The organism is Lacibacter sp. (assembly GCF_057361365.1).
This window is the reverse complement of sequence record NZ_JBMQSG010000022.1, coordinates 236,341-261,142: the sequence shown is the minus strand read 5'-3', so window position 1 is coordinate 261,142 and position 24,802 is coordinate 236,341. Positions and strand designations below refer to the sequence as shown.

At 40.5% G+C, this 24,802-nt stretch carries 22 protein-coding genes; 9 read left to right on the top strand and 13 right to left on the bottom strand.

Annotated elements, in window-relative coordinates; genetic code table 11:
* Nucleotides 1-22: 22 nt before the first annotated feature.
* The 5 genes from ACO1QW_RS19460 to ACO1QW_RS19440 all read right to left on the bottom strand — a co-directional run bounded on the left by ACO1QW_RS19460 (nucleotide 23) and on the right by ACO1QW_RS19440 (nucleotide 5,133).
* On the bottom strand, nucleotides 23-415 hold the full coding sequence (locus tag ACO1QW_RS19460; RefSeq protein ID WP_486261052.1) for a GxxExxY protein: 393 nt from the start codon (nucleotides 413-415) through the stop codon (nucleotides 23-25).
* A gap of 51 nt (nucleotides 416-466) precedes the next feature.
* A complete protein-coding gene (locus ACO1QW_RS19455) occupies nucleotides 467-1,513 on the bottom strand; it encodes an AI-2E family transporter (RefSeq protein WP_486261051.1) in 1,047 nt (348 codons plus the stop codon).
* Between the two features lie 86 nt (nucleotides 1,514-1,599).
* Complete coding sequence (locus ACO1QW_RS19450) at nucleotides 1,600-2,430, bottom strand: CHRD domain-containing protein (protein ID WP_486261050.1); 831 nt, start codon at nucleotides 2,428-2,430, stop codon at nucleotides 1,600-1,602.
* 144 nt (nucleotides 2,431-2,574) lie between these two features.
* Nucleotides 2,575-3,606, bottom strand: a complete 1,032-nt coding sequence (locus ACO1QW_RS19445) for a radical SAM/SPASM domain-containing protein (protein WP_486261049.1) — start codon at nucleotides 3,604-3,606, stop codon at nucleotides 2,575-2,577.
* 90 nt (nucleotides 3,607-3,696) lie between these two features.
* Entirely contained in the window at nucleotides 3,697-5,133 is a 1,437-nt protein-coding gene (locus ACO1QW_RS19440; RefSeq protein ID WP_486261048.1) for a DUF418 domain-containing protein, read from the bottom strand.
* Between the two features lie 10 nt (nucleotides 5,134-5,143).
* Between ACO1QW_RS19440 and ACO1QW_RS19435 the strand changes: the two genes are divergently transcribed.
* The 7 genes from ACO1QW_RS19435 (at nucleotide 5,144) to ACO1QW_RS19405 (ending at nucleotide 13,458) form a co-directional block, all read left to right on the top strand.
* A complete protein-coding gene (locus ACO1QW_RS19435; protein ID WP_486261047.1) occupies nucleotides 5,144-5,584 on the top strand; it encodes a MarR family winged helix-turn-helix transcriptional regulator in 441 nt (146 codons plus the stop codon).
* A 33-nt stretch (nucleotides 5,585-5,617) separates the two neighbouring features.
* Entirely contained in the window at nucleotides 5,618-7,408 is a 1,791-nt protein-coding gene (locus tag ACO1QW_RS19430; RefSeq protein WP_486261046.1) for an acyl-CoA dehydrogenase family protein, read from the top strand.
* A gap of 99 nt (nucleotides 7,409-7,507) precedes the next feature.
* The gene (locus ACO1QW_RS19425) at nucleotides 7,508-9,253 is read left to right on the top strand and encodes an N-acetylmuramoyl-L-alanine amidase (RefSeq protein ID WP_486261045.1); all 1,746 of its coding nucleotides are present in this window, start codon (nucleotides 7,508-7,510) and stop codon (nucleotides 9,251-9,253) included.
* A gap of 272 nt (nucleotides 9,254-9,525) precedes the next feature.
* A complete protein-coding gene (locus tag ACO1QW_RS19420; RefSeq protein ID WP_486261044.1) occupies nucleotides 9,526-9,969 on the top strand; it encodes a hypothetical protein in 444 nt (147 codons plus the stop codon).
* Between the two features lie 183 nt (nucleotides 9,970-10,152).
* Nucleotides 10,153-11,127, top strand: coding sequence for a deoxyhypusine synthase family protein (locus ACO1QW_RS19415; protein WP_486261043.1), 975 nt, complete (start codon nucleotides 10,153-10,155; stop codon nucleotides 11,125-11,127).
* Between the two features lie 109 nt (nucleotides 11,128-11,236).
* Entirely contained in the window at nucleotides 11,237-11,686 is a 450-nt protein-coding gene (locus ACO1QW_RS19410; RefSeq protein ID WP_486261042.1) for an RDD family protein, read from the top strand.
* A gap of 104 nt (nucleotides 11,687-11,790) precedes the next feature.
* Nucleotides 11,791-13,458 carry a putative transporter gene (locus ACO1QW_RS19405; protein ID WP_486261041.1) on the top strand — a complete coding sequence of 556 codons (1,668 nt, stop codon included), beginning with the start codon at nucleotides 11,791-11,793 and terminating at the stop codon, nucleotides 13,456-13,458.
* A 102-nt stretch (nucleotides 13,459-13,560) separates the two neighbouring features.
* Here the strand turns inward: ACO1QW_RS19405 and ACO1QW_RS19400 are convergent, their stop codons facing one another.
* From ACO1QW_RS19400 to ACO1QW_RS19365, 8 genes are all read right to left on the bottom strand, one after another.
* A complete protein-coding gene (locus ACO1QW_RS19400; RefSeq protein WP_486261040.1) occupies nucleotides 13,561-15,024 on the bottom strand; it encodes a M28 family metallopeptidase in 1,464 nt (487 codons plus the stop codon).
* Between the two features lie 84 nt (nucleotides 15,025-15,108).
* Complete coding sequence (rpiB, locus tag ACO1QW_RS19395) at nucleotides 15,109-15,561, bottom strand: ribose 5-phosphate isomerase B (protein WP_486261039.1); 453 nt, start codon at nucleotides 15,559-15,561, stop codon at nucleotides 15,109-15,111.
* A gap of 96 nt (nucleotides 15,562-15,657) precedes the next feature.
* A complete protein-coding gene (tatC, locus tag ACO1QW_RS19390; protein WP_486261038.1) occupies nucleotides 15,658-16,539 on the bottom strand; it encodes a twin-arginine translocase subunit TatC in 882 nt (293 codons plus the stop codon).
* Nucleotides 16,540-16,662: 123 nt separating this feature from the next.
* Nucleotides 16,663-19,248, bottom strand: coding sequence for a zinc-dependent metalloprotease (locus tag ACO1QW_RS19385; RefSeq protein WP_486261037.1), 2,586 nt, complete (start codon nucleotides 19,246-19,248; stop codon nucleotides 16,663-16,665).
* A 110-nt stretch (nucleotides 19,249-19,358) separates the two neighbouring features.
* Nucleotides 19,359-20,618: a hemolysin family protein gene (locus ACO1QW_RS19380; RefSeq protein ID WP_486261036.1), complete on the bottom strand. Its 1,260-nt coding sequence runs from the start codon at nucleotides 20,616-20,618 to the stop codon at nucleotides 19,359-19,361.
* A gap of 43 nt (nucleotides 20,619-20,661) precedes the next feature.
* Complete coding sequence (gmk, locus tag ACO1QW_RS19375) at nucleotides 20,662-21,240, bottom strand: guanylate kinase (RefSeq protein ID WP_486261035.1); 579 nt, start codon at nucleotides 21,238-21,240, stop codon at nucleotides 20,662-20,664.
* Nucleotides 21,241-21,315: 75 nt separating this feature from the next.
* Nucleotides 21,316-21,396, bottom strand: a complete 81-nt coding sequence (locus tag ACO1QW_RS19370) for an SDR family oxidoreductase (protein ID WP_486261610.1) — start codon at nucleotides 21,394-21,396, stop codon at nucleotides 21,316-21,318.
* A 32-nt stretch (nucleotides 21,397-21,428) separates the two neighbouring features.
* The gene (locus tag ACO1QW_RS19365) at nucleotides 21,429-22,061 is read right to left on the bottom strand and encodes a hypothetical protein (RefSeq protein WP_486261034.1); all 633 of its coding nucleotides are present in this window, start codon (nucleotides 22,059-22,061) and stop codon (nucleotides 21,429-21,431) included.
* Nucleotides 22,062-22,320: 259 nt separating this feature from the next.
* Here ACO1QW_RS19365 and ACO1QW_RS19360 point away from each other — a divergent pair, with 259 nt between their 5' ends.
* Nucleotides 22,321-22,881: a DUF5606 family protein gene (locus ACO1QW_RS19360; RefSeq protein ID WP_486261033.1), complete on the top strand. Its 561-nt coding sequence runs from the start codon at nucleotides 22,321-22,323 to the stop codon at nucleotides 22,879-22,881.
* A gap of 100 nt (nucleotides 22,882-22,981) precedes the next feature.
* Nucleotides 22,982-24,703 carry a M3 family oligoendopeptidase gene (locus ACO1QW_RS19355; protein WP_486261032.1) on the top strand — a complete coding sequence of 574 codons (1,722 nt, stop codon included), beginning with the start codon at nucleotides 22,982-22,984 and terminating at the stop codon, nucleotides 24,701-24,703.
* Nucleotides 24,704-24,802: the final 99 nt, after the last annotated feature.

The window sequence follows — 24,802 nt, the reverse complement described above, 5'->3', positions numbered from 1 at the left end:
AGTAAAAGAGAAGAAAAAAGGTTTATATGGCTTCACGCCCTTTGTTATTAAAAATCCTGTGTATACCATCTTTCATGAGCGGCACCTTAAAATTTAACAGTAATCCATGTTTTAAGTTGGTGAGAACAAGATGCGTCTGGAGTTGATTGAAATAAACAGGTGGAAGCGGATGTACAGATTTTAGTTCAATGATGAGCATGTCGTTAACTAATAGATCGAGCTTATATGCTCTTTTGATGTTTAGTTCTTCATATATGATAGGTAACAACAGTTGTCGTTCAACTTTTATATTCGCTTGAAATAATTCGTAGTAGAGAATCTCTTCATAAACTTTTTCAAAGCAACCCGGCCCAATGCGTGAATGAATTTTAATACAGAGATTAATTACTAGGTTAGTTAATTCATCGATATGCACAAAAATAAATTGGTGTTTTCTCTTTCATCTCTTTTCCCTTCTTTCAAACTCTTAGCCAGTACTTTCAATATCTTTTGGATTTGCTTCCGGATTAATTGATCCAAATTCATTGGTATAAATTTTAAACAACAGCATAAAATAACTGATGAGTAGCGGACCGAAGATAAAACCCCAGAATCCGAATAAACTTAAACCAACAATTACACCTAGCACTGTAACCAAAGGATGTACATCACCCAATCGTTTCATTAACGTAATACGGGCGAAATAATCAACATTACCAGTGATGAGTAAACTGTAAATCAGCAAACCTATACCTTGCCCTGTATGTCCTTGCGAAAACAGGAACACTACCAGCGGCGCCCAAATCAACGTTGTACCAACTATGGGAAAGAAGGCGAACACGCCTGTAATAAAACCCCATAACACAAATTCATTTATGCCAAATATCCAGTAACCGAGCATAGCAAATATGCCTTGTATAAAAGAGATCAACGGAATACCAATAGCATTTGCTCTAACAACACTGATTGTTTCTTTGGCGAGTATATCAATGTTCTTTTCATGCAGCGGCAAAAAATAATCAAACGATGCTTCCATTGTTTTGCCATTCGTGAGCATAAAGAAATAAACAAACAACATCATGGCCAGGTTTGAAAGTATCATAGCAGTACTGTTCAAAAACGCAGGGAAAAAATTCGCCACACGTTTCTGCATTTCAGCAACATTCTGATCAGTAAATAATTCCTGGCCGGTCCATTCTTTTATTTGTGCTGAAACAGATTTCAGGCCTTGCACTACTTCATCGGAATGACCAAATATCTCGGTAATTTTTGGCGAAAGTAAATTGATGATATAGTACACCGGCAATCCAAACAGCACCAGAAAGCCGAGCATAAAAGTTGTGGCCGCTAAACTTTTGTTCCATTTTTTTACATTAACAAGATAACGATACCAACCCCGGCTGAGAATATACAGAGTAATAGCGCCAAGGAAACCCGGCAGAAAAATATAAAGCTCTCTTACAAGTAATAAACCGAGAGCAATTAGAACAACTAAGAGAATGATCTGTCGTAAACGGTTACTGAATGATGCCATGAAATGAAATTACAAATAAAAACAGCAATCAATTCCAGGCATAAAAAAACCGGGCCTAGCCCGGTTTAAATTTGAAATGAAATTTGTTACCTGATCTGGCCTCTTACAATGCCGCCGGTATAAATACTAGAATGAGCATTTACATATAAAGCGCCTGTGCCATCGATGCCGGCTTTTTCCACGTCAGTTAGTTGCCGCTGTTTATCTACACCAAAGTCTGCAGCACTAGTTGCTAATCCAATTAACACAGATCCGTTCGCACCCACAGCACCGTTATGAATATGTGCGGCTGTAAGTGTGCCGTCGCCTGCTCCTAAACCGGTCACATTCACAACATAAAACAATTTACCGTCAGTAGTTAAACGAAAACGTGCAATACCTGTTGCAGTTGTTGTTACAGCAGGCATTTCATTCGCTCCGGAAAGAACAATATCTTGTGCCCATTGAATGGTGCTGTTTATCTGCGATCTCACTAAGCCACTGCCAACTTGTGTTGAGTGAACATTTACATACAATTCAGCAGTGCCACCGGTTAAACTGTCGAGTAAAGTCTGGCGCACATTTGCCACCGAGCCCGAAGCAGTGCTACCACTAAATGTTGGAGCAAAATTTAAAATAACCCCGCCGTTCACTCCCGGATTGCCTGTATGGATATGTGACAACGTTAACGCATCGCCTGCGGCAAGACCATTAACCGTTATATTATATTGAACAGAATTATCACTCATGACACGTAATATAAACGTGCCTGTTTCAGTTCGGCCAGCTGGTGCAGGGTTTTCATTTTTTGCACTTAACGGAAGGGTCCACTCTTTTACTGTTGTAACTTTTGGTCCATCATTTTTATCTTTTTTGCAGGAAAAAAGAAATGCTGCGCAAATCAATAGCGTTGCTGATTGTGATACTAGCGTTCTCATTTGAATAGTTTTATACTTATTAGTGAATAGCTGTACTCTGAACAAGTATACACGGCAAAAACTCTCAGCAGGTTGCCTGGAGCAAGAGAATGAGATGAGTGAGAAAAGAAATGAGGTGAAATAGTTGCCGCAAGATCGTGAAGGTTATTCTTCCCACACTTTTAAACCTTCGCTGCAGTTGGCGCAGATGTCGATGTTCTTGCGGCTGGTCATTAGTTCCCTGCGAAACTGTTTGTAATTATCATTATGCCACACTTGTTTGAACGATTGCATTTTTAAATTACCCAGCTGGTGCATTGCATCTTTATCAAAGCAACATGGAACCACTAAACCATCCCATGTGATCACATTTGCATGCCAGAGTTTCCAGCAGTGGTTTTGTAATTTGTTTTTTGGAGAATAAGACCCATCAGCATTCTTTTTATACCTGCTGTATTTGTTGAGCGTTGGAATAAGTTGATTCGGATCATTTTCATAATCGTACACCTGTGCAGTTTTAAACCACACATCATCAACGCCTACCTCTTTCGCCAGTTGTTTAACTTCTTCCAGTTGATGTTCGTTTGGCTTCACCACCAAAAACTGGAAAACAACAAATGGCTTTTTACTGTTGAGTTCTTTTTTCCACTTTACAATATTCTTTGCACCTTCCAAAACTTTATCAAGTTTGCCACCGACACGGTATTGCTGATACACATCTTGCGTTGTGCCGTCAATCGAAATGATCAAACGATCCAAACCGCTTTCAACAGTTTGTTTTGCTTTTTCGTCGGTTAAATAATGTGCATTGGTAGACGTAGCCGTATAAATTTTTTTCTGCGCCGCATATTTCACCATTGGCAAAAACTCAGGATTCAGAAAAGGCTCGCCCTGGAAATAAAAGATGAGATAGAGTAAGTCCTTATGAATATCATCAATGGTCTGTTCAAAAAAACTTTTCTGCAACATACCTGTAGGTCTTGTAAACTCACGTAAGCCGCTGGGGCATTCAGGACAACGCAGATTACAGCTTGTAGTTGGCTCAAACGAAATGGAAATAGGATAACCCCATTGCACGGGCTTTTGCAGAAAGCGGCTCAATTGGTAGCTGCTCCATACTTTCGTCATGTTCCATGCACGACGGGGAGTGATCTTCGAAAAAAGGTTAAGTATATCGTTGCGGTGTAATTGCGGCATTGAAGGAGCAAAGATAGTTGCAAATGCAGTATCTGAATAAATGCACAATAAACAGCAAAGCCTGCTGAATTAACAACAGGCTTTTATCAATTACTTCAGAAACGGCTGCCTCTTCCAATACGTTAAACTGCGCCAGCACCATTCAAGCGGACCAAAGCGGAAAAACCGTAACCAGATATGGCTCCATACAATTTGCAACAACCATGTTGCAGCAACAACATAATACATTTCGAAGCGACTTAGTTTGCCATACATACCAAAGCCAACACCATAAAAAAATAAGCCAACAAGAAAAGATTGCATCAGGTAATTCGTAAATGCCATTTGCCCTACCGGTCGGAGTAAAGCAAAGAACCATTTGAACCAGCCCGATTTGTATAACAACATGATCAATCCAAAAATTCCAATAGAACGAAACACCCGTGAAATTTCATAGAATTCAAACAGCACATTTTTACGGTAATCAAATTCGTTGAAGGTATGATCTATATAGGGTTGTAATCGGAAGTAAGAAAGCACCAAACCAATACCAAGTCCTCCTATAAAAAGGCCCCAATAAATTTTTGTGGAAGCTTGCCCGGTTAAAATGCCTGACTTAAAAAATGCCATCCCTAAAAACATGAAGATCAAAATATCCCATATACCAAAGTAGGTGTAATGCAACTCACCTCTTAAACTTCTTGCACTTTGATAATCATAAAAACCCGCATAATCACCTCTCACAATAGCCAGGTTCTTGTTCATTTCTTTGATGCGGGCTTTTTCGGTTGTTTTTTCTTTGAAAGCAGTCATTTCACCCAGTTCATCTTTTTGCTTATCACTCAGTTTGTGTATGGTTGTGTCCATCTTAGCGATCATTTCTCCTTTTGCTATCATTTTCCGATCACGGTATGCATCCACATTATCTCTTACTGTTTGTAAGCCAAGAGAAATAATTGCAGCAATGATAAGCGCCTTTGGAGTCATCCTTCTGAATGCAAAGGCAATCATACCAATACAGGCATAATGAAAAAGGATATCCCAAAACCATAACAGCACAAATGCATTGAAGAGGCCAAACACAAGCAACCACAGCTGGCGGCGAAAAAAATAATCTGCCGGCCAGAGACCCTCATTCTTTTTTTCCTGCCTGCTGATAAACAAAATTATACCTGCGCCAAATAGCATGGAAAATAATGCCCGCTGACTTCCTTCCATAAACCATTCAATAAAATACCATGTTTTGAAGTTGATGTTGCCCCACTCGTTAAGGACTGATGGGTCGTGGTAAACAGGGTCTGGCAGGGCAAATCCGGGAATATTCATTAATAAAATGCCGAGAATAGCAATTCCCCGCAGAGAATCGAGAATTACAATACGCTCTTCCTGCGAAACAGGAGCGGCCTGATCGATGGTCATGTTGGGTTGGTTTTGGTGGTAAAAAATGGGAACAGCTTTGCGCAGGGAGGGGAAGTAAACATTAAGATACTCTTTAAATAAAAAAGTTGCCAGCTTTCGGGAAGTATTATTATATTTGAGTAGTTGCATAAACAACTATATGCCAAACAACCAATTTAAAAAAGGCGAATTATACAGCTTCATGACCGGCAAAGCCAGCACGGCAATAGCTCGCCGTTTGCAGAAAAACATGAAGCAGGGCGGAATTGAAATTACCGTTGAGCAATGGAGCGTTCTTTATCATTTATGGAAGAACGACGGATTAAGTCAGCAGGATCTGTGCAACGCAACGTTTCGTGATAAACCCAGCATTACCCGTTTAGTTGATAATCTTGAAAAGCTTAAACTGGTAAAACGTGTAGCCAGTAAAAATGATCGTCGCATTAACCAGGTGTTTTTAACTGAACAAGGAAGAAAGCTTGAAGAGGAAACAATGAACGTGGCCAACAACACATTGAACGAAGCATTAATTGGTGTGCCTGCCGACAGAGTTGATATCTGTAAAGAAGTGTTACAGATCGTGTATGATAATTTGAAGTAGTTATTCAATCACTAAATCTTAAATACTATTGATATGAGTACCGCAACGATTGCAACAACATTAAAAGGAGGCGAATGGTTAATCAAAGCCAGTTCTCCGCAGGATGTATTTACGCCTGAAAATTTTAACGAAGAACAAGTGATGGTAAAAGAAATGTGTGCAACGTTTCTTGATACCGAAGTATTACCACTTGTTGCCCGCCTTGATAAAATGGAACAAGGACTCATGCCTTCGCTAATGGACAAAGCTGGTGAGCAGGGATTACTCGGAACATCAGCACCGGAAGAGTATGGTGGCTTAGGTAAAGATTTTATCACAGCAACATTGGTAAACGAAGGACTTGGTGGTGGTTATTCTTTTTCAGTAGCCGTTGCCGCACACACAGGCATTGGCACATTACCTATTCTATATTTCGGCACACCCGAACAAAAAGCAAAGTACATTCCCAAGTTAGCAACCGGTGAATGGAAAGGAGCTTATGGTTTAACGGAGCCAAACAGCGGTAGTGATGCACTTGGTGCAAAAACAACAGCTGTATTAAGTGAAGATGGTAAGCATTACATTCTGAATGGACAAAAATGCTGGATCACCAATGGTGGCTTTGCTGATGTTTATACTGTGTTCGCTAAAATCGATGGCAAAGATTTCACCTGCTTTATTGTTGAGCGAGGCATGGAAGGTTTTACACAGGGATCGGAAGAACATAAAATGGGTATCAAAGGTTCATCAACTGTGCAATTGTATTTCCAGGATTGCAAAGTGCCGGTTGAAAATTTATTAGGTGAAAGAGGCAAAGGTCATGTGATCGCTTTCAACATTCTCAACATTGGTCGTTTGAAATTAGCGGCAGCTGCTTTAGGTGGATCTAAGCGTTCGTTGAACATTGCACTAACTTATGCAGCAACACGTGAGCAATTCAAAACACCTATCATCAACTTCGGTGCAATTCAATACAAATTGGCAGAAATGGCAACCCGTATCTGGGTTTGTGAAAGTGCGTTGTACCGCACCAGTAAGTGGATCGACGACATGGAGCATGAACTTTTAGCTTCGGGCAAACCTTTCAACGAAGCGTTGCTTGGTGCTGCTGAAGAATATGCAATTGAATGTGCCATGTTGAAAGTAGATGGAAGTGAAGTGCTGGATTACGTGGTGGATGAAGGGGTGCAGATTCACGGTGGTAATGGCTTTAGTGATGAATATGATATTTCAAGAGCATACCGTGATAGTCGTATCAACCGCATCTACGAGGGAACAAACGAGATCAACCGACTCCTCACCGTTGATATGGTGTTGAAGCGTGCAATGAAAGGTCGTTTGGCAATTATGGATGCAGCTATGAATGTGCAGAAAGAATTAATGAGCATTCCAGATTTCGGTAGTGAAGATGAAACACCGTTCGCCAAAGAATTTAAAGCCATCGCTAATTTCAAAAAAGCCATCATGTTAACAGCAGGAGCTGCTGTGCAGAAATTCATGATGAAAATTGAACATGAGCAGGAAGTATTGATGAATATTGCTGATATGGCCATTCAAACATTTAATGCGGAGAGTGCCTTATTGCGTGCAGCAAAAATGGTTGCAGAAAAAGGTGAAACAGCCTGCCAGTTCGAGTTGGATATGATGCATACCTATCTATATGATGCTGCCGATCGTATCAACAAGTTTGGAAAAGATGCCATCAACTCATTTGCTGAAGGCGATGAACATCGCATGATGTTACTGGGTCTGAAACGTTTTACAAAAGTTGATCCTTATAATACTAAAGAAGCTAGAAGGCGAATCGTAGCCAAGCTGAGAAACGACGGAAAATATCCGTTGTAACACTGTACACACCGGTAAGTCATTCGATAAAATGACTTACCACATCCTTTTAAAAATCCTTTGCTAATTTGCAAGGGATTTTTTATTTCAACTTACATTATGCGTCTTCTTTTATTTACTATATCATTTTTGCTTTTTTATACAACAAGTGCGCAGCAGGTTTTTTTGCGTACCGTTACGCCATCAAAAACGCAGAACGCTGTTACGGGTTCAAAACAATTTATAACCGGACTTACCTGCAAAGGCTGTACACTTACAGTAAACGGTACCGAAACCAAAGTGTGGCCGACCGGTGCATTTGCTGTTGAGCTCAATCTTAAACAAGGTGATACCAGTTTTTTATTGGAAGCATCAAATGTTCAGGGAGCAAAAGAATCGAAGCGCATCTTTTTTAATTATCAATTACCGGAAAAAGAAAAAACACTCACAACAAATACCGTTGCTTATTGGCGGATAGAGCCCCAGGCTGATCATTTATTAGTTAAGCCCGGAGATAAATTAAAGATGACGGTTAAAGCCCTGCCTGGTTCTGTAGTGCAACTTGAAAACGGAACTGCATTCAAAGAAATCTATGTGAAAGATTCAAATGCTGTGAAAGGCATTTACCAAATGGAATATGTGGTGAAAGAAAAAGATGATCTGTTTGCTGATAAACCAGCGAAATTGAAATTGATGGTTTGGGCAAAAGCTGTAAACGATCCGATTGAAGCAACGAGTAAGAGCAATTTTGCAATGATGCCCTCAAATGGCTTGTTGTTGGAGACAAAAGGAAAGATACCCTACATTCTTCTCGGGCTTGGTGAAGACAGGTTGGGCGGAACAAAGATGGGTTATGTTGATTCGCTTGTGAAGCTGAAAGCAGTAAGTAAGGTGGGGAATAAATATTGTGTGCAGTTGAGTAAAAACAGGCAGGCGTATATTGAAGACGAACATGTGAATGTGCTTGAGCATAATTACACGCCTTCATCACTTACAGCTAATATGCGTGTTTGGGGCGATAGTAGTTTTGATTATGTATCTCTTGCATTAACTGAACGATTGCCTTATCAAACATTTCAGCAAGTAAATCCATCAAAGATCGTAGTGGATGTATTTGGCGCAACATCAAATACCAACTGGATCACACAAATGGGCAACACTAAAGAGATCGATGATGTTTCTTACCAGCAAATCGACGGCGATATTTTTCGCATCAGTATCGATCTGAAACATACACAACATTGGGGTCATCGCATTTATTACAATGGCAACAATCTTGTTATTAGGATTAAACGTCAACCTCCGATCCTTTCACTCAATAATCTCATCATAGCAATTGACGCAGGTCATGGTGGTAGTAATAAAGGTGCTTTTGGGTTAACGGGTGTGATGGAAAAAGATATGACGCTTGCTATTGCCAAAGAATTGCAAACTGCATTGGAAGCAGAAGGAGCAAAAGTGGTTACAACAAGAACGAGAGACACTACCTACGATAACCATGACCGCTATACGGTGTTTCAGCATGCAAATCCTCATTTGCTTATCAGCATTCATCTCAACAGCAGCGCCGATCCTGTACGCATAAAAGGCGTGAGCACTTACTATAAACACATCGGTTATCGTCTGCTCACCAAAACAATTTTGCAACGCATGCTTGATATAGGTTTAGGTGAGTATGGTAATGTCGGGAATTTCAATTTTATTCTTAATGGTTTTACTGAATTCCCTAATGTACTGGTAGAAACCTTGTTTATCAGTCATCCGGAAGATGAAGCCAATGTACTTGATCCCACTTACCGAAAACAAATGGCAGCAGCTATTGTACAGGGTGTAAAAGATTGGCTGGAGTTATGTAAAAAACAGTAAAGTCGTTTCCATTCATCCTTTGCGCTTTTACCATTTAACCGTGCACTCGGCATTTACCATTTCTTTAAGAGTGGTTGAAACCCTTTGCTGTAAAGGATTTTACTATTTGGGCATGTCCGTGTTACACTTGTTGCATCCGTTCATCACTATGAAGGATGTGTTAACAGCCTTTTGTCAAGATTAGGTTGCACTACTATATGGCGCCAACTACATTTGACTCTTCAATGATTTCTGTAAAGAGTCATTAATCATTAAACCTTAAAATATAAATTATGAAAAAAGTATTTGCAATGCTGTGTGCAGTAGTCATCGCTGCATCAGCCTGGGCCTCACCTTCTCCTGTTGAAAATGAAAAAGTAATGGCAGCGTTCGAAAAGCAATTCGCTGATGCCACACAGGTTAGCTGGACAGAAAAAGACGGTTATTATCTTGCCACTTTCAAATTAAATGAAGATCGTATGCTGGCATGGTACACAGCTGATGGGGCAGTGGAAGCGGTGCATCGTTCTATCCAGTTAAAACAAATGACTTTCCTGGCAGCAGAAGCTGTAACAGCACTAACAAAAGACAAACAAATTTTAAATATTGCTGAAATAAGCAAGCAAGGTGAATTGTTCTATCTCGTAAAAACGGATGAAACAAAATGCTTTGCTATTTACAAAGTGTCAACCTACGGTGATTATTCAAAAATCAGTAAAACAAAAAAGAAAAATTAATACACTACAGGTGTTGTTTTGGAATAGCCTCCCGTACTGATCGGGGGGCTTTTTTTATGGATAAATTAATCAGGGTAAAACTTTAGAATCTTTATTTTTACGCTCCCGATAAAAATCGGGATTCGCAAAGTCTCCCGGCACTTGGGTCGGGATCTGAAGGCGGTCACTTTTAAAATTTAAAAAATGAACAAAGGACCCGTTTCACAATTCATTCAACATCATTACCGTCATTTCAACGCTGCTGCATTAATAGATGCTGCCAAAGGATACGAAACACACCTGAACGAAGGTGGTAAAATGATGATCACACTGGCAGGAGCCATGAGCACTGCTGAGCTTGGTTTAAGTTTAGCAGAAATGATTCGCCAGGATAAAGTACAGATCATTAGTTGTACCGGTGCCAACCTGGAAGAAGATGTCATGAACCTTGTTGCACATAGTCATTACAAGCGTGTGCCTAACTATCGAGATCTTACACCACAGGATGAGTGGGATCTGTTAGAGAACCATTACAATCGTGTAACCGATACCTGTATTCCTGAAGAAGAAGCTTTTCGTCGTTTGCAAAAACATTTGCATCGCCAATGGGTGGAAGCAGAAGAAAAAGGCGAACGTTATTTCCCGCACGAATTTTTATACAAAACTGTATTGAGTGGTGATCTAAAACAGTATTATGAAATTGATCCCAAGAACAGCTGGATTGTAGCTGCTGCGGAAAAAAATATTCCGATTGTTGTGCCAGGTTGGGAAGACAGCACAACAGGAAACATTTTCGCCAGCTATGTGATCAAGAATGAACTGAAAGCAAGCACAGTGAAGAATGGTATTGAATACATGGTATGGCTGGCCGATTGGTATCGCCAGAACAGCGGGGGAAAAGGTGTTGGCTTCTTCCAGATCGGTGGGGGTATTGCCGGTGATTTCCCAATTTGTGTTGTGCCGATGATGTACCAGGATCTTGAATGGCATGATGTTCCGTTCTGGAGTTATTTCTGCCAGATCAGCGATTCAACCACATCATTTGGTTCTTACAGTGGTGCGGTGCCCAATGAAAAAATTACATGGGGCAAACTAGATATCAATACACCAAAGTTTATTGTAGAGAGCGATGCAACAATTGTGGCGCCATTGATCTTTGCATGGATACTTGGTCAATAAGAATAAAAAGAAACTTCATAAAGCCGCTCCGTAGAATTTTACAGAGCGGCTTTTTTGTTTTAAGCAAAAAGAAAGGATTAATTTGAATGCATCATCGCAAACAAAACTTATGGAACAAGCAAACCTGCTTTCAGATTTTACGGAACCAAAGGTCAAATTTGCGACGATTGGGCAACGATTACTAAATTTTACAATTGACCTTGTTGCGTTTTATTTAGTAAATCTTTTCCTTGGATTAGTGGCAGGGTCATTCGCTTACCTGTTGAAATTTAATGAGCAAAGTTTACCGGGTGGTGCTGTACAGTTGATCTTTTTGTTGGCCTTTGTTGCATCATACATTTTATATTATACCCTGTTGGAAGGAGCAAAAGGAAAAACATTGGGCAAATTCCTCACTAAAACAAAAGTTGTACAGGTAGATGGTTCAGCTCTTGGATATAGAAAAGCTTTTGTACGATCGCTTTTGCGTTTAGTTCCTTTTGAATTTATCAGTGTGTTTTTTGGCGGATTAATGTGGCACGACAGCTGGACTTACAGCATGACAGTACAGGATAATTAAGCTGCATTTTCAGCAGAATATGTTTAAAAAAAGTTTCAACTGTGATTGTGATTAGTATTTGTTTTTTTTACCAACCTTAGTTTTACGCATCTTATTTCATTTCTATGAACTGGTTTATCAAACTTCTTACCGAAGAAAGCATTCCCCAAACAGTCATCATCTACGGTATCGTCATCGCACTCGGCATCTGGCTCGGTCGTTTAAAAATTTTCGGCATTTCATTAGGTGTTACCTGGATATTATTTATGGGCTTAGCAGTTTCTTATTTCGGTATACACATCAATAAAGAGACTGAACATTTCCTGAAAGAATTTGGATTGATCCTTTTTGTCTACTCCATTGGTTTGCAGGTAGGGCCAGGTTTCTTTTCATCATTGAAGAAAAATGCAGCTGTAACGAATGGGTTAGCCGCATTAGTAGTTGCGCTTGGTGTACTCATTGTTGTTGTGTTTTATTACTTGCTACAACAACCTATTGCCACGCTTACCGGGGTAATGAGTGGTGCGGTAACCAATACTCCAGGACTTGGTGCAGCACAAGCGGCTGCAAAAGATCTGCATCTCGCTGCAGAAGATACTTCGTTTATCACTTTAGCATATGCAGTGGTGTACCCGTTTGGTGTGTTTGGAATTATTGGCGCTATCCTTATTCTAAAACTGATTTTTCGTGTTAACCTTGAAAAGGAACGGGAACTCCATCGCAAACTTGATGTTTTGAAATCGAACAAACCGGTTTCTGTTCATTTAGTCATGCAGAATAAACAACTCATCGGTAAACCACTACGTACCATATTTGAATTGCTGAAAGAACCCATCGTTGTTTCAAGGTTATTTCATAACGGAACAGTTGTTACGCCAACACCACAAACACATCTAGGCGAAAATGATGTGCTGTTAGTTGTAGCGCATAAAGATCAGTTGGAAGTGTTGAAGATGATCATTGGCGAAGAAAGTAAAATGAATTTGAAAGAAGTGCCGCAAAGCGAATTGATATCCCGCATTGTTGTGGTAACGCAGGCCGATGTTACACATAGAAGACTAGGCGATATTGCTGCCTTGCATCAACACGATTTCACATTAACACGTTTAAGTCGTGCAGGAGTGGAAATGGTAGCACATGGTGATATCGTATTGCAATTGGGTGACCAGTTAAAAGTAGTTGGTACTAAAGAAGGTGTTGATATGGTGACCAAAACAATCGGCAACCAATTGAAACGTTTAGATGTGCCTGATCTAGCGCCCATCTTTATCGGCATTGTAGCTGGTGTGTTGCTTGGTAGTATCCCCATGTTCTTTTTTAACATGCCTGTACCGGTGAAAATTGGGTTGGCTGGTGGTCCGCTCATCATCGCCTTGTTGTTGAGCCGCTATGGTGGCAAGCTTTATTTGAATCAATACACAACTTACAGTGCCAATTTAATGCTGCGTGAATTAGGCATCAGTTTATTCCTTGCAAGTGTTGGATTAAGCAGTGGTGCAAATCTGCAAACAGCATTAAGCGGCAACAATGCCTGGCTGTGGATAGTAATGGGACTTACAATTACCATTGTTCCATTGTTGATCGTTGGTATGATCGCACACTATGTATTTCGTAAAACTTTTTTTGAAGTGTGTGGTTTGCTTTCAGGCGCCAGTACCGACCCACCCGCATTAGCGTTCTCTGCACAATTAGCAAAGAATGAAGTTGCATCTGTTACTTATGCAACGGTTTATCCATTAACGATGATCTTGCGGATTATTGCAGCACAACTGTTGATTCTCTTCCTTTCCTGACAAGTAGGAAAATAAAAAGTCTACTATTGATGATGTATAGGTTGAAAAACCAAAAACCCCGGCAGTAATGCCGGGGTTTGTTTTTATTTCAAGTCAATGTTATTATCTCGGAGGAACGTTCAATGGAATATCTCTTACAAACATATTGTTACGGTTAGCAGCATCCCATGCAAGGAAGAACACGAGTCTGGTACGTTTTTCATGCAGATCATAATTGATCTTGTCAGGTGTATCGCTTGGCTTGTGATAGTCTTTATGAATACCATCAAAGAAGAAAACAATAGGAACTCCTTTCGCAGCAAAGTTGTAATGGTCGCTTCGGTAGTATAAACGGTTCGGATCTTTTGGATCGTTGTACTTTCTGTCGGTAATAATTTTGATGTACATGTTGTTGATGCTGTCAACAAAACGTGGTAACTCACTGCTGAGTTTATCATCACCAATTAAGTAAACATGATTGTTTGTATCGAGTGATTTGATATTATCATCTTTACGACCGATCATATCGATATTGATATCAATACTTGTTTTCTCTAACGGGAAAACAGGATGATCAGCATAATAAGCACTTCCCCACAAACCTTTTTCTTCGCCACTCACAGCTAAGAATAAAATATTGCGACGTGGACCTTTGCCAGCTGCTTTTGCTTTTGCAAATGCTTCCGCTACTTCAAGCACACCAACTGTACCACTGCCATCATCATCAGCACCGGGGTGAAGTTTACCATTGATAATGCCCACATGATCGTAATGCGCAGAAATAATGATCCACTCATCTTTTTTATCCGTTCCTTCGATCATACCCAACACGTTCGATGCTTGTGTAACATCAAAGTCTTTCTTAAAGTTGAGCATTAACTCGGTAGCAACGGTTTTTGTTTCAAGCTTTTCTGCTTTTGCAGTGGCAAAATCAGTTTTCAATAATGCCTCACCCATTGCTTCTGAAATACGAACCACCAACGGATTTTGACGGTTCCGATAAAGGTTCATACTTAAACGACCAACACGGGGTGAAGGTTGTTTATCAATATTGTTTACCACAAATAAAATGGCAGCTGGCTGGCGGCTATACAACTTATTGATGTCGTTGAAAGCAGGAAGCTGTGTCCCGTTCTTTGCGACGATCACTACTGCTTTTCCACGAATATCGGTTGTAGTATCAACCTTGCTCATATACAGCACTTCGCTGAAAAACTGTTGCGTAGTAATGATGCTGTTGAGTGCCGCAGAAAAATCTTTACCAAACTCGTAGCTTTTGTTACTCACAGTTACAGTTGCTTCTTTCAGCGTGTCTTTGTACAATGGATAAAACTGTTCGTAGTTGCCATTGTTAGCAGGAGCAATGCCAATGCGTTGAAACTGTTGTTTTAAATACTCAGCTGCTTTACGCTGACCTGCTGTACCTGTTTCTCTACCTTCCATTTCTGGCCCGGCAAGAATGTACAAATGCGTTTTCAGATCCTGTTGTGTGATTGTTTTTGAAAATTGCTCGGCCGTTTTATTTTTCTTTTGGGCCGATGCAGAAAAAGCAAGCAAACTAAGTGCTGCCAAGAAGAATGTCCTCATGCATTTTTTTTTAGAAGGCCGAATATAAAAGAAAATCCCGCCATTGGCGGGATAGATATATGAGCGGTTGTGAACCGGAATTTATTAAGCGCAGGCAATTTTATTCACCCTGAAACCATGGCGGCCACCTTCAAATTCGGTGGTCATAAATGTGTTCACCATTTTCTCTGCATCGCCTTCACGCACAAAACGGGCAGGAATGCAGATGATGTTGGCATTGTTATGTGCACGCACTAATTGTGCAATTTCTTCGCCCCAGCAAAGACCGGCACGCACACCCTGGTGTTTGTTGGCCGTAATGGCAACGCCATTGGCACTGCCGCATAATAAAATGCCGAATGCAGCTTCACCATTTTCAACTGCCGATGCAACGGGATGAGCAAAATCGGGATAATCAACACTCTCTTTTGAGTAAGTACCAAAATCTTTGAACATAATTCCTTTTCCTTCCAAAAAAGAGATCAGGTCTTCTTTGTAGTCGAACCCTGCATGATCGCAACCAATTGCCACGGGTTTACTCATATCAAAAATTTGCATAACGAACAGTTTAAAAATGATAACGGCTAATTACTTTTACAAAGGTAGCATCTCTCTGCAACTATTCACTCAACACTACCGGCTTTCGGCTTCCACTCAACTCCATTCTTCAATATCTTCTTTCTTAATTTGTCGTCTGTAAATACGCATACTCAGCATAATACTGAATTCATACAAACCATATAAAGGAATTGTAACCAATGCAAGACTGAACGGATCAGTTGATGGTGTGATAATGGCCGCCATAATAATAATTACCACAAATGCATATTTGCGGATACGGCGAAGTGTAATAGGCGTAAGCATTCCAACTTTTGTAAGCAGCATTACAACTACCGGTAATTGGAATAGTAATCCCACACCAACAGTTAAATAAATAAGGTTTTCAAAATAATCACTGATCGTTGGGCGAAACTCGATCAACGGACTGAGTGAATAAGTTGAATAAAAATTAACCATGAATGGCGTGAGTACAAAGTAACCAAACGCAACACCAAGGAAGAATAAAGAAGAAATCCAGAAGATAGCGCCTGTGGTACCACTGCGTTCTTTATCACTCAAAGCAGGACGAATAAATTTCCATATCTCCCAGAACACATAAGGAAAGGCTAAAATAAAACCAGAAGTAAAACCAACGGTGAAAGTTGTAAGAAACTGTTCGGTCATGGCATTACTCTGGAACTTGATGCTGAAATCAGCAAGGCAAAGTGCATCAACGTGCAGCCAGTTTCCAATTTTGCAAAGCCATTTGTAGGTAGCAAAATCTGCATGAGCCGGTCCCATATAAATATTGTTCACCACATAATCAATATTGAACAACACGATCAGCGATGCAACGATGATAGCGATCACTGCTCTTACAACATGCCAACGTAGTTCCTCGAGGTGATCAATAAAACTCATTTCAGCTTTTTCTTCACCTCTTGCACCACGAATGCGTTGAATAATTGATCGACGTTCTGATTTTGTTTCCGACACGGTTAATGATTTCAGTTGCAAATGTAACCCGAAATGAATGAGCAAAAAAAGGTTGTCCTCCGTTTTACAGGCATAAAAAAAGCGGCCCATCCGGGCCGCCTTTAATCAACAGTTCGAAACTGATTATTTTGTAGCTAATGCTTTATCGATCATAAACATGAGCATACCACGGTGAGCTCTCGTTTGCTCGTTAGGCGAAACGGCTGTACCAAGCATGGTTCTCACTTTGCGTAGAGTGTTGTAAGCTGCACTTTTTGAAGGATTATCAAAGCCAGCAGGTGCTGCTACAATTGCTGTTGCACCTTTCACGAATTCTGTCTGCAGGTTTTGACGGTACACATTTACTGCACCAGCAGCATCTGCTTTAAAAAGCGCATTGGCAATATCATTCATTACATCAGCCACGCTGTAGGTATTACCATACAATGCACTGTTGTTGATACGACGCAATGTAGTTGGGTGCAACAGTTGCGCAAGAATATTTGTTTGGAAATTCTGCACAAGTGAAGTGTGCTTTGGATCTTCAGGTGCACCAAAGAAATTATAACCACGACGTTGAACCTGCAGGTAAGGCAATAACTGTTGATCTGCCTCAAATGCATTTGGCGCAAACACATAAGTTGCCAGGAAATTCATGGCTCTTTTTTGATAAGCAACGGGTGTGATCACAAATGGTTTTCCGCCATTGTTCTGACCCGGGAAACTTCTGTCGACCTGTACACCACCAATATAACGGCTGATAGCATTTGCCATCTGGAAGCGTTGGTTGTTGAGGACATTATAACGGATCAGTACTTCCTGGTAACTCTTATCACCTTTCGCATATTTATTTAACAGTTTGCTCATGGCGCCATTCACAAATTTGATACGGTCTTCCCCATAGGTAACCATATCGTTACTCATGTCGTTGATCATTACACGAGGATCAATTCCGTTGCCGGGGCTGCGCATATCATCAGCATCGTTACCAAATGTAAGGTTGGCTTCATGGCTGCGACGGAGAATTTTATTCAACTCAGCTTGCTCTTGTGCTGGAGCAAACTCACGGTATCCAAATTCAATAGCCCACAGATCGTATGGTCCGGGTTTCATGGTGTAGTAATCACCTTGCTTGCTTTTATCGCTACTGATGTTGATTGAAGGATAATCCATTACAGAACCTTGCAATCCTAATTTTTGGGTGATGGCCGTGTTATGCACTTCAGCAGGGCTCAGCATCTGGCTGGCTTTCATGTTATGGTTCAAACCAAGAGTGTGACCCATTTCATGTAAGATGAGATAATATAAAAACTGCTCATGCGCTTTTCTCACTTCGGCAGGAGGAGCATCGGCTGTTGTAAGAAGTGTTGAACCTGCAACGTACTGTTGTGCAAGTTCAGAACCGATAGCACAAGATGCCCAATGCTTACGCATGTGCGATGGCATATTTTCCATCATCTTTTGTTGAAGGCTAACAGGTGCTGCAGTATTCTCTTCAGTTACATCGAGAAAACCGGTTTCAGCACCGCTTCTCCATTCAATGGTGATATCACTACCAAGTATCTGTCCTGTTTTTGGATTTACAAAGCTGGGCCCGATCGCTCCGTAAGGAGGATAGGGAGAAGATACCCAACGGATCACATTGTAACGGATATCTGAAGGATCCCATGTTGCATCTTCAGGCATGATTTTCATCACCACTGCATTTTTGAAACCTGCTTTTTCAAACGCTTCGTTCCAACGCTCGCCGGCAGCTTTTACAATTTCACGGTATTCAACCGGTGTGGTGTTTTCAACCCAGAAAGTGATTGGCTCAACCGGTTCGCTCAATGCTGCTGAAGGATCTTTTTTCTTCAGGTGCCAGCGGTTGATCATATCACGGTAATTAATAATCTCGTTCTTCGTAAGATCATCCACTTCCTGTGTAAAAAAACCTACACGTGGGTCATCATAACGGGGTTGGTAATCATTCACCGGCACTTCAATAAATGAGTGCTGGAGTTTGATGCGCACAAAACGTGCATCAGTAATATCTTTTCCGCCCTGGTTAAAAGGCATCGGGTTATCATACGCCAAATCAACCACCACATCACTGTTGTTAGGGTATGAACGGATATTGCTGTACTTGCTTTTTGTTGGATTGTAACCGCCTAGATTAAAGACAGCTCCCGGAGGAATAGTTGGTGGGAAAATTGGCTTTACCGGATCAAGCTTATCGCTCAGGAATAACTGGTCAACGCTTACGAGGTAACCGTCTGCATCTTCAGCTCCAACTTTATCGGCATAGAAAACTGCATCAGCCACATCTGCATTGTTGGCTTTGCTTACGGCATTTTTTGGATCGTAATAGAAATTCGTGTTGACAGTTGAGAACTCGATCTTGTCAAAAGCTTTCTTCATTTTAAATACCAATGTTGCACGGTGCATACCCTGATTCAGAAATAAACTGGTAGGGCCACTCACGGAAAAACTCTGGTAAATGAAATCTTTGTTTAACTGGTCTTTCCTTACGTACATCTGTACACTGCCTGTTACGGTATCCTGGTAGAGTGTAAACAGACCGGAATGCTTCTTACTTGATTTTACTTTGTCGGTAATACCGGCGGGTTTTGGGGGAGCCTTTTTCGTTGTGTCAGCGGGAGCGGGGGTTCCCGATTTTGCCTGGGCCGAAATTTCTGTGCCCATTAACAAACAAACAGCTGATAAGGCTACTGCGAAACGCTTGTTCATAATTCTTGTTTTGTTGTTAACTATTAAGAAAAGATAAAATAAAGATTTCGTAGATGTCGGGGATTTACATAAACGGAATAAGCGAATTGTAACTGGTTACAGAAATATACCTAGCGTAGAACCTTCATTTTTACCGTCTCAATTCTTGTTTCACTTACGGAGAGAATATCGAACTCGTAGTCGTCGATAATGATGCGTTCCTTTGCAACAGGAATGGTTTCATGGTGTTCAACAATATAGCCCGAGAGGGTTTCAGCATCGCTTTCTTCCTTAAAGTCGAGGTTATATTTTTCGGCGAGATAATCTGTTTCAAGTCGGCCGCTGAAAATAAATTCATTGTCGGACAGCTGTTTTTCAACAAACTCTTCGGTATCGTACTCATCCTGGATCTCGCCAAAAATTTCTTCCAGCAGGTCTTCCATGGTTACAATTCCACTGGTGCCGCCAAACTCATCAACTACCCAGGCAATACTTTTACGCTCACGGGTGAACTGACTGATAAGATCGGTAAGCCCCATGCTTTCAGGTACTGCAGGAATGGGTAGTAAAATTGATTTAATTTCGGCAGGCTTGCGAAAAAGATCAAGTTGATGAACATAGCCAAGAATATTGTCGATGTTGCCTTCGTACACGATCAATTTGCTGAGCTTTGTTTCAACAAATTTTTGCTTCACCTCTTCAATACTGGCAGACGTTTCCACACCAATTATTTCTTTACGTGGAATTAAACATTCACGCACTTTAACACCAGGCAACGACAATGCATTTTCAAACAACTCCGTATTGATATCCTGTGATTCTTCATTATCATCTTTACCCTGCTGAATAAAATGCTCCAGGTCAACACGGGTAAATGCTTCCTTCTTATCGCTTATGCGAACGTCAAATAAATATTTAAGAATCCACTCTGCTAAACCCACAAACAAAGAAGCAACTGGAGAAAAGAAACTGTAAAGCAAACTCACCAACTGTGCAAAGAACGACAGTACAGCATTGCTTTTTTTACGAAAGATGGCTTTAAATACAACTTGCACCAGTAATGCAAGAATTCCGGCGGTTAATAATTCGATGATAATACGTAAAGCCGAGTTACGGATTTGTGTGGGCATTTGTTTCCACAGCGGATCAAAAAAACGATTCACCAGCAACACAAACACTACAAGCGATAATGTAACAGCTACCAGCAGTGCACCAATAAAACGACTTTGATTTTCGATGAAGAAACTAAGAATGCGGCCACTTGCCACACCTTGCTTTTTTTTAAGTTCTACAGAAAAACGATTAAGTGAACCAAATGCAGTTTGCAACCCGGCAAAAAAGCCGACAAATAACATGCTTACCCCTATCCATATCAATAGCACCCAATTCATAGTAATTAAAAATAGTGTTTTTAGCAGGAATTACAAGTGTGGATTAGTCAGCCTTCATGAAGTCGCCAACAATGGTAATGGCTTCTGCAATTGCTTTTTCAAGATTCTCATTCACGATCACGTGTTGAAAAGAATGCTTGAAGGATATTTCGTACGATGCTTTGCTCACCCTCGCCTGTAATGAGTCGGCAGTTTCTGTACCCCGGCTTTCTAACCGCCTTTTTAATTCGTCAATGGAAGGGGGCTCAATAAAAATGGTAAGTATTTGTTTAGGGTAAAGGTCTTTAATATGAATGGCTCCTTTTACATCAATATCAAGCACCGGAATTTGATTGTTGTTCCAGATGCGTTTCATTTCTGATTTTAGTGTACCATAATAATTTCCTTCGTACACCATTTCCCATTCCATAAATGCATCTTCATGAATTTTTTCCTGGAAAGCTTCTGTGGTCATGAAGTGATAATCAACACCATCTTTTTCATGAGCTCTTGGTTTGCGTGTAGCTGCAGAAATAGAAAACGCAAGCTGCGGAAAATGTTTCATCAACCGTTTGGTGATTGAGGTTTTTCCTGCGCCCGAGGGAGCTGTAATGATAATGATCTTATGATATTCCTGTTCCATAAAGCCCCAAAAATAATGAATAGCCTAAACATTCGTTTACTGACAAACATAACCGCCATCAACTGCAATTAAACTTCAGGTGGTGAAACTGCTTTCATCACTCAATAAAAAAGCAACTGTTTTTGCAATTTCTTCTGGCTTCCCAATACGCCCCATCTTCTAATCAAACAGAATGGGAGAAAATGATATCAGGAGATGCCTAAAGACCGACGAATATTGCTGTGAAATTCACGAATGGCCTTTGTGTGAAAGAAAGGATATATGAGTTTATCACGCAGCCACGAACCGCTTTTGTAAATGGTATGGTGCGAAATTTCGGTAAAACCATCTTTACAAGTGCGTAATTGAATGCGCTGGCTGCCCAATGATTTTCCTTTTACGAGGTAACTTGTTTCGAGGCAATATTCCTCTTCGTGCACAGCAGTAATTTCATGACCAACGGCCACTTTTGCTAAACCACCCAACGCCTTTACACGAATAAGAACAATCTGTCCTGCTTTTGCACCCGCATATTCATCATCGATATAAGAAATGGCATTGTTGTTACGGCAGTACTGCATACCAAATTGCAGCATATTACCACACCATGCTTGTTTCGGGTGAATGTTTTTATACGCATCCCACACTTTATCAATACGCTCACGGATGTGAAATGTTTTATGATGCTTGTAAAAGGCTTTTGTACAATTCGATTTAGGACAGAAAGATTCCAGGCTGGCAAAATCATGTAAGTTATACAACTGGTTATCGTGTATAAACGACACCACCTGTTTACTGGAAACTCGATTTAGATTTACGTCCTTTGTTTGTAGCAAGCTCAAGATTAGGATTTTGGCTTTTAAGTTATAAACGAATATAAATAGTTTACCTCTTCTATTTACTCAATGTGTGTACCATAACGCCGATTTTCATAAAAAGTACTACAAAAGACCTGTTAAAGATGACCAATTGGCCCGTAATTGGTATGATTTGGATTTAATTTGGGCTCATTCAAGGAAGAAAAAGGGGCTTCATTGTTTGGGCGAAATTAAAATGAGGTTAAACGAAAACCTTTAACTTGCACCCCTTGAATTGAAAATTATGGAATACGGAAAATTAATTGCAGTTACCGGAATGCCCGGCTTGTTCGAACTCGTTAGCAGCAAAAGCGATGGCGCTATTGTGCGTTCACTCGATGATAATTCTACAAAATTTGCTTCTACACGTCAGCACCAGTTCTCACACCTAGAAAGTATTGAAGTATACACTGTTCGTGACAATGTAAACCTTACCGATATTTTTAAAGCAATGGAAACTGCGGGGGGCAAGTTGCCCGATGAAAAAGATGCAAAAGCCATTAAAGCCTATTTCGAAAAAGTGTACCCCGATCTTGATTTTGAGCGTGTGTACACAAGCGATATGAAGAAGATGGTAAAGTGGTTTGGCATCATCAGCGCAAAAGGAATTGAAATTAAATTAAGTGAGGTAGCTGAAGAAGAAGAGGAAGAAGCGGTTGTGGAAGAAGCTTCGGCAGAAGAAGCTAAACCTGCAAAAAAAGCTGCTAAAAAGAAAGCAGAACCAAAAGCTGAAGAAGCACCTGCTGAAGAAGCGCCAAAGAAAAAAGCCGCTCCAAAAAAAGCAGCGAAGAAGAAAGAAGATTAATTCTTACGAAATACATTTTTGCCGGTGAGGCGGAAGGCGGGAAGTAAATCTTCTTACATGCTTACCGACTTACCGGCATCATTTTTTAAAACACTTGTCTATGTTACTCACAGCAGATATTAAACCTATTGAGCGAAAGTTTTTGCCGAAAGATTTTACCATCACAACATGGGAAACACTTGAACCATATTTCAAACAATTACTTGAGCGGCCAATTGAAAGTAAAGCAGAACTCGAGCAGTGGTTACAAGACAGCAGTGAAGTGGAAGCAGTAATTAGCGAAGATGCCTGCTGGCGACAAGTGCGTATGACCTGCGACACCGAGAATAAACAACTGGAAGAAGCCTTCAACTATTTCTATATTGAGATTGCACCCAAGATGCAACCTTATGCAGATAAACTCAACCGTAAATTGGTTGAATGTGAATTCACCAAAGAACTTGATGCTGAGAAATATTTTACTTACCTGCGTTCCATCAAAAAAAGCATTGATCTTTTTCGTGAAGCGAACATTCCTATCATGAGCGAATTGAATGTGATGCAGCAACAGTTTGGACAAATTGCTGGTAAAATGACGGTTGAAGTGAACGGAAAAGAATACACGTTGCAACAGGCAGGCAAGTTTTTGGAAAGCCCTGATAGAAAGTTGCGTGAAGAAGTGTACATGAAAATTCAAAACCGTCGCTACCAGGATCGTGAAGCATTAAATACATTATTTGATAAGCTTGTTGAGAAACGTCACCAATTAGCATTGAATGCAGATTTCAACAATTACCGTGATTATAAGTTTAAAGAACTTGGTCGTTTTGATTACACGCCACAGGATTGTTTCAATTTTCACGAAGCAGTAAAACAACATGTGATTCCGTTGGTGAAAATTATTTACGAAGAACAACGGAAAGCGATTGGTGTGGATCAGTTACGTCCATGGGATATGGATGCGGAGCCGGAGGGCATCGAGCCGTTGCAGCCGTTTAGCAATGGAAAAGAATTGACCGAAAAAACAATCGAATGTTTTGAAAAGCTGAATCCATTCTTTGCTGATTGTTTGCGTAAGATGAATGAACTGAAACGTTTCGATCTCGACAGCCGCAAAGGAAAAGCTCCTGGCGGTTACAATATGCCGTTAGCTGAAACCGGTGCACCGTTTATTTTCATGAATGCAGCCGGCACATTGGATGATGTGACTACTATGGTGCATGAAGGTGGCCATGCAGTTCATTCGTTCCTTACACATGATCTTGAATTAACCGGCTTTAAAGAATATGGAGCAGAGATAGCAGAGGTAGCCAGTATGGCAATGGAATTATTCAGCATGGAGCATTGGGATATTTTCTTTAAGGATAAGGACGAGTTGCGCCGTGCAAAGTTCAAACAGCTTGAACGTGTGCTGACCATTTTGCCGTGGATTGCCCGTATTGATGCATTTCAACATTGGTTATATGAAAATCCAGCGCATACCGCCGAAGAACGTGGTGCTAAATGGATGGCATTGGCAAATGAATACAGTACTGGTTTGATTGATTATTCAGGACTTGAACAATTCAGACCGTATGAATGGCAACGTCAATTGCATTTGTTTGAAGTGCCGTTTTATTATATAGAATATGGTATTGCCCAGCTCGGTGCAATTGGTTTATGGATGCAGTTTAAACAAAATCAGCAAGAAGCATTAACGCATTATATGGAAGCGTTAGCTCTTGGCGGAACTAAAACATTACCCCAGTTATATGAAGCTGCAGGGCTGAAATTTGACTTTTCGCCAAACCATATTAAAACGCTCATGGATTTTACCAAAACAGAAATGGACAATCTTAATTAATTAATACCGATATTTGCAGTGCTAAATCAGAACATTAATCATGTCCTGCCGTTTCTACGGGAGGGCATTTTTTTTGGCCAAGAATTGAATAGAGAGAAA

Bases quoted from the DNA above. Each gene is read 5' to 3' on its own strand.
- ACO1QW_RS19450 (WP_486261050.1), bottom strand. From the start codon at position 2,430: ATGAGAACGCTAGTATCACAATCAGCAACGCTATTGATTTGCGCAGCA.
- ACO1QW_RS19410 (WP_486261042.1), top strand. From the start codon at position 11,237: ATGGAACAAGCAAACCTGCTTTCAGATTTTACGGAACCAAAGGTCAAA.
- ACO1QW_RS19385 (WP_486261037.1), bottom strand. From the start codon at position 19,248: ATGAACAAGCGTTTCGCAGTAGCCTTATCAGCTGTTTGTTTGTTAATG.
- ACO1QW_RS19420 (WP_486261044.1), top strand. From the start codon at position 9,526: ATGAAAAAAGTATTTGCAATGCTGTGTGCAGTAGTCATCGCTGCATCA.
- ACO1QW_RS19425 (WP_486261045.1), top strand. From the start codon at position 7,508: ATGCGTCTTCTTTTATTTACTATATCATTTTTGCTTTTTTATACAACA.
- rpiB (WP_486261039.1), bottom strand. From the start codon at position 15,561: ATGCAAATTTTTGATATGAGTAAACCCGTGGCAATTGGTTGCGATCAT.
- ACO1QW_RS19430 (WP_486261046.1), top strand. From the start codon at position 5,618: ATGAGTACCGCAACGATTGCAACAACATTAAAAGGAGGCGAATGGTTA.
- ACO1QW_RS19380 (WP_486261036.1), bottom strand. From the start codon at position 20,618: ATGAATTGGGTGCTATTGATATGGATAGGGGTAAGCATGTTATTTGTC.
- ACO1QW_RS19435 (WP_486261047.1), top strand. From the start codon at position 5,144: ATGCCAAACAACCAATTTAAAAAAGGCGAATTATACAGCTTCATGACC.
- ACO1QW_RS19415 (WP_486261043.1), top strand. From the start codon at position 10,153: ATGAACAAAGGACCCGTTTCACAATTCATTCAACATCATTACCGTCAT.
- ACO1QW_RS19455 (WP_486261051.1), bottom strand. From the start codon at position 1,513: ATGGCATCATTCAGTAACCGTTTACGACAGATCATTCTCTTAGTTGTT.
- gmk (WP_486261035.1), bottom strand. From the start codon at position 21,240: ATGGAACAGGAATATCATAAGATCATTATCATTACAGCTCCCTCGGGC.
- ACO1QW_RS19360 (WP_486261033.1), top strand. From the start codon at position 22,321: ATGGAATACGGAAAATTAATTGCAGTTACCGGAATGCCCGGCTTGTTC.
- ACO1QW_RS19355 (WP_486261032.1), top strand. From the start codon at position 22,982: ATGTTACTCACAGCAGATATTAAACCTATTGAGCGAAAGTTTTTGCCG.
- ACO1QW_RS19405 (WP_486261041.1), top strand. From the start codon at position 11,791: ATGAACTGGTTTATCAAACTTCTTACCGAAGAAAGCATTCCCCAAACA.
- ACO1QW_RS19445 (WP_486261049.1), bottom strand. From the start codon at position 3,606: ATGCCGCAATTACACCGCAACGATATACTTAACCTTTTTTCGAAGATC.
- ACO1QW_RS19440 (WP_486261048.1), bottom strand. From the start codon at position 5,133: ATGCAACTACTCAAATATAATAATACTTCCCGAAAGCTGGCAACTTTT.
- ACO1QW_RS19400 (WP_486261040.1), bottom strand. From the start codon at position 15,024: ATGAGGACATTCTTCTTGGCAGCACTTAGTTTGCTTGCTTTTTCTGCA.
- ACO1QW_RS19370 (WP_486261610.1), bottom strand. From the start codon at position 21,396: ATGGGGCGTATTGGGAAGCCAGAAGAAATTGCAAAAACAGTTGCTTTT.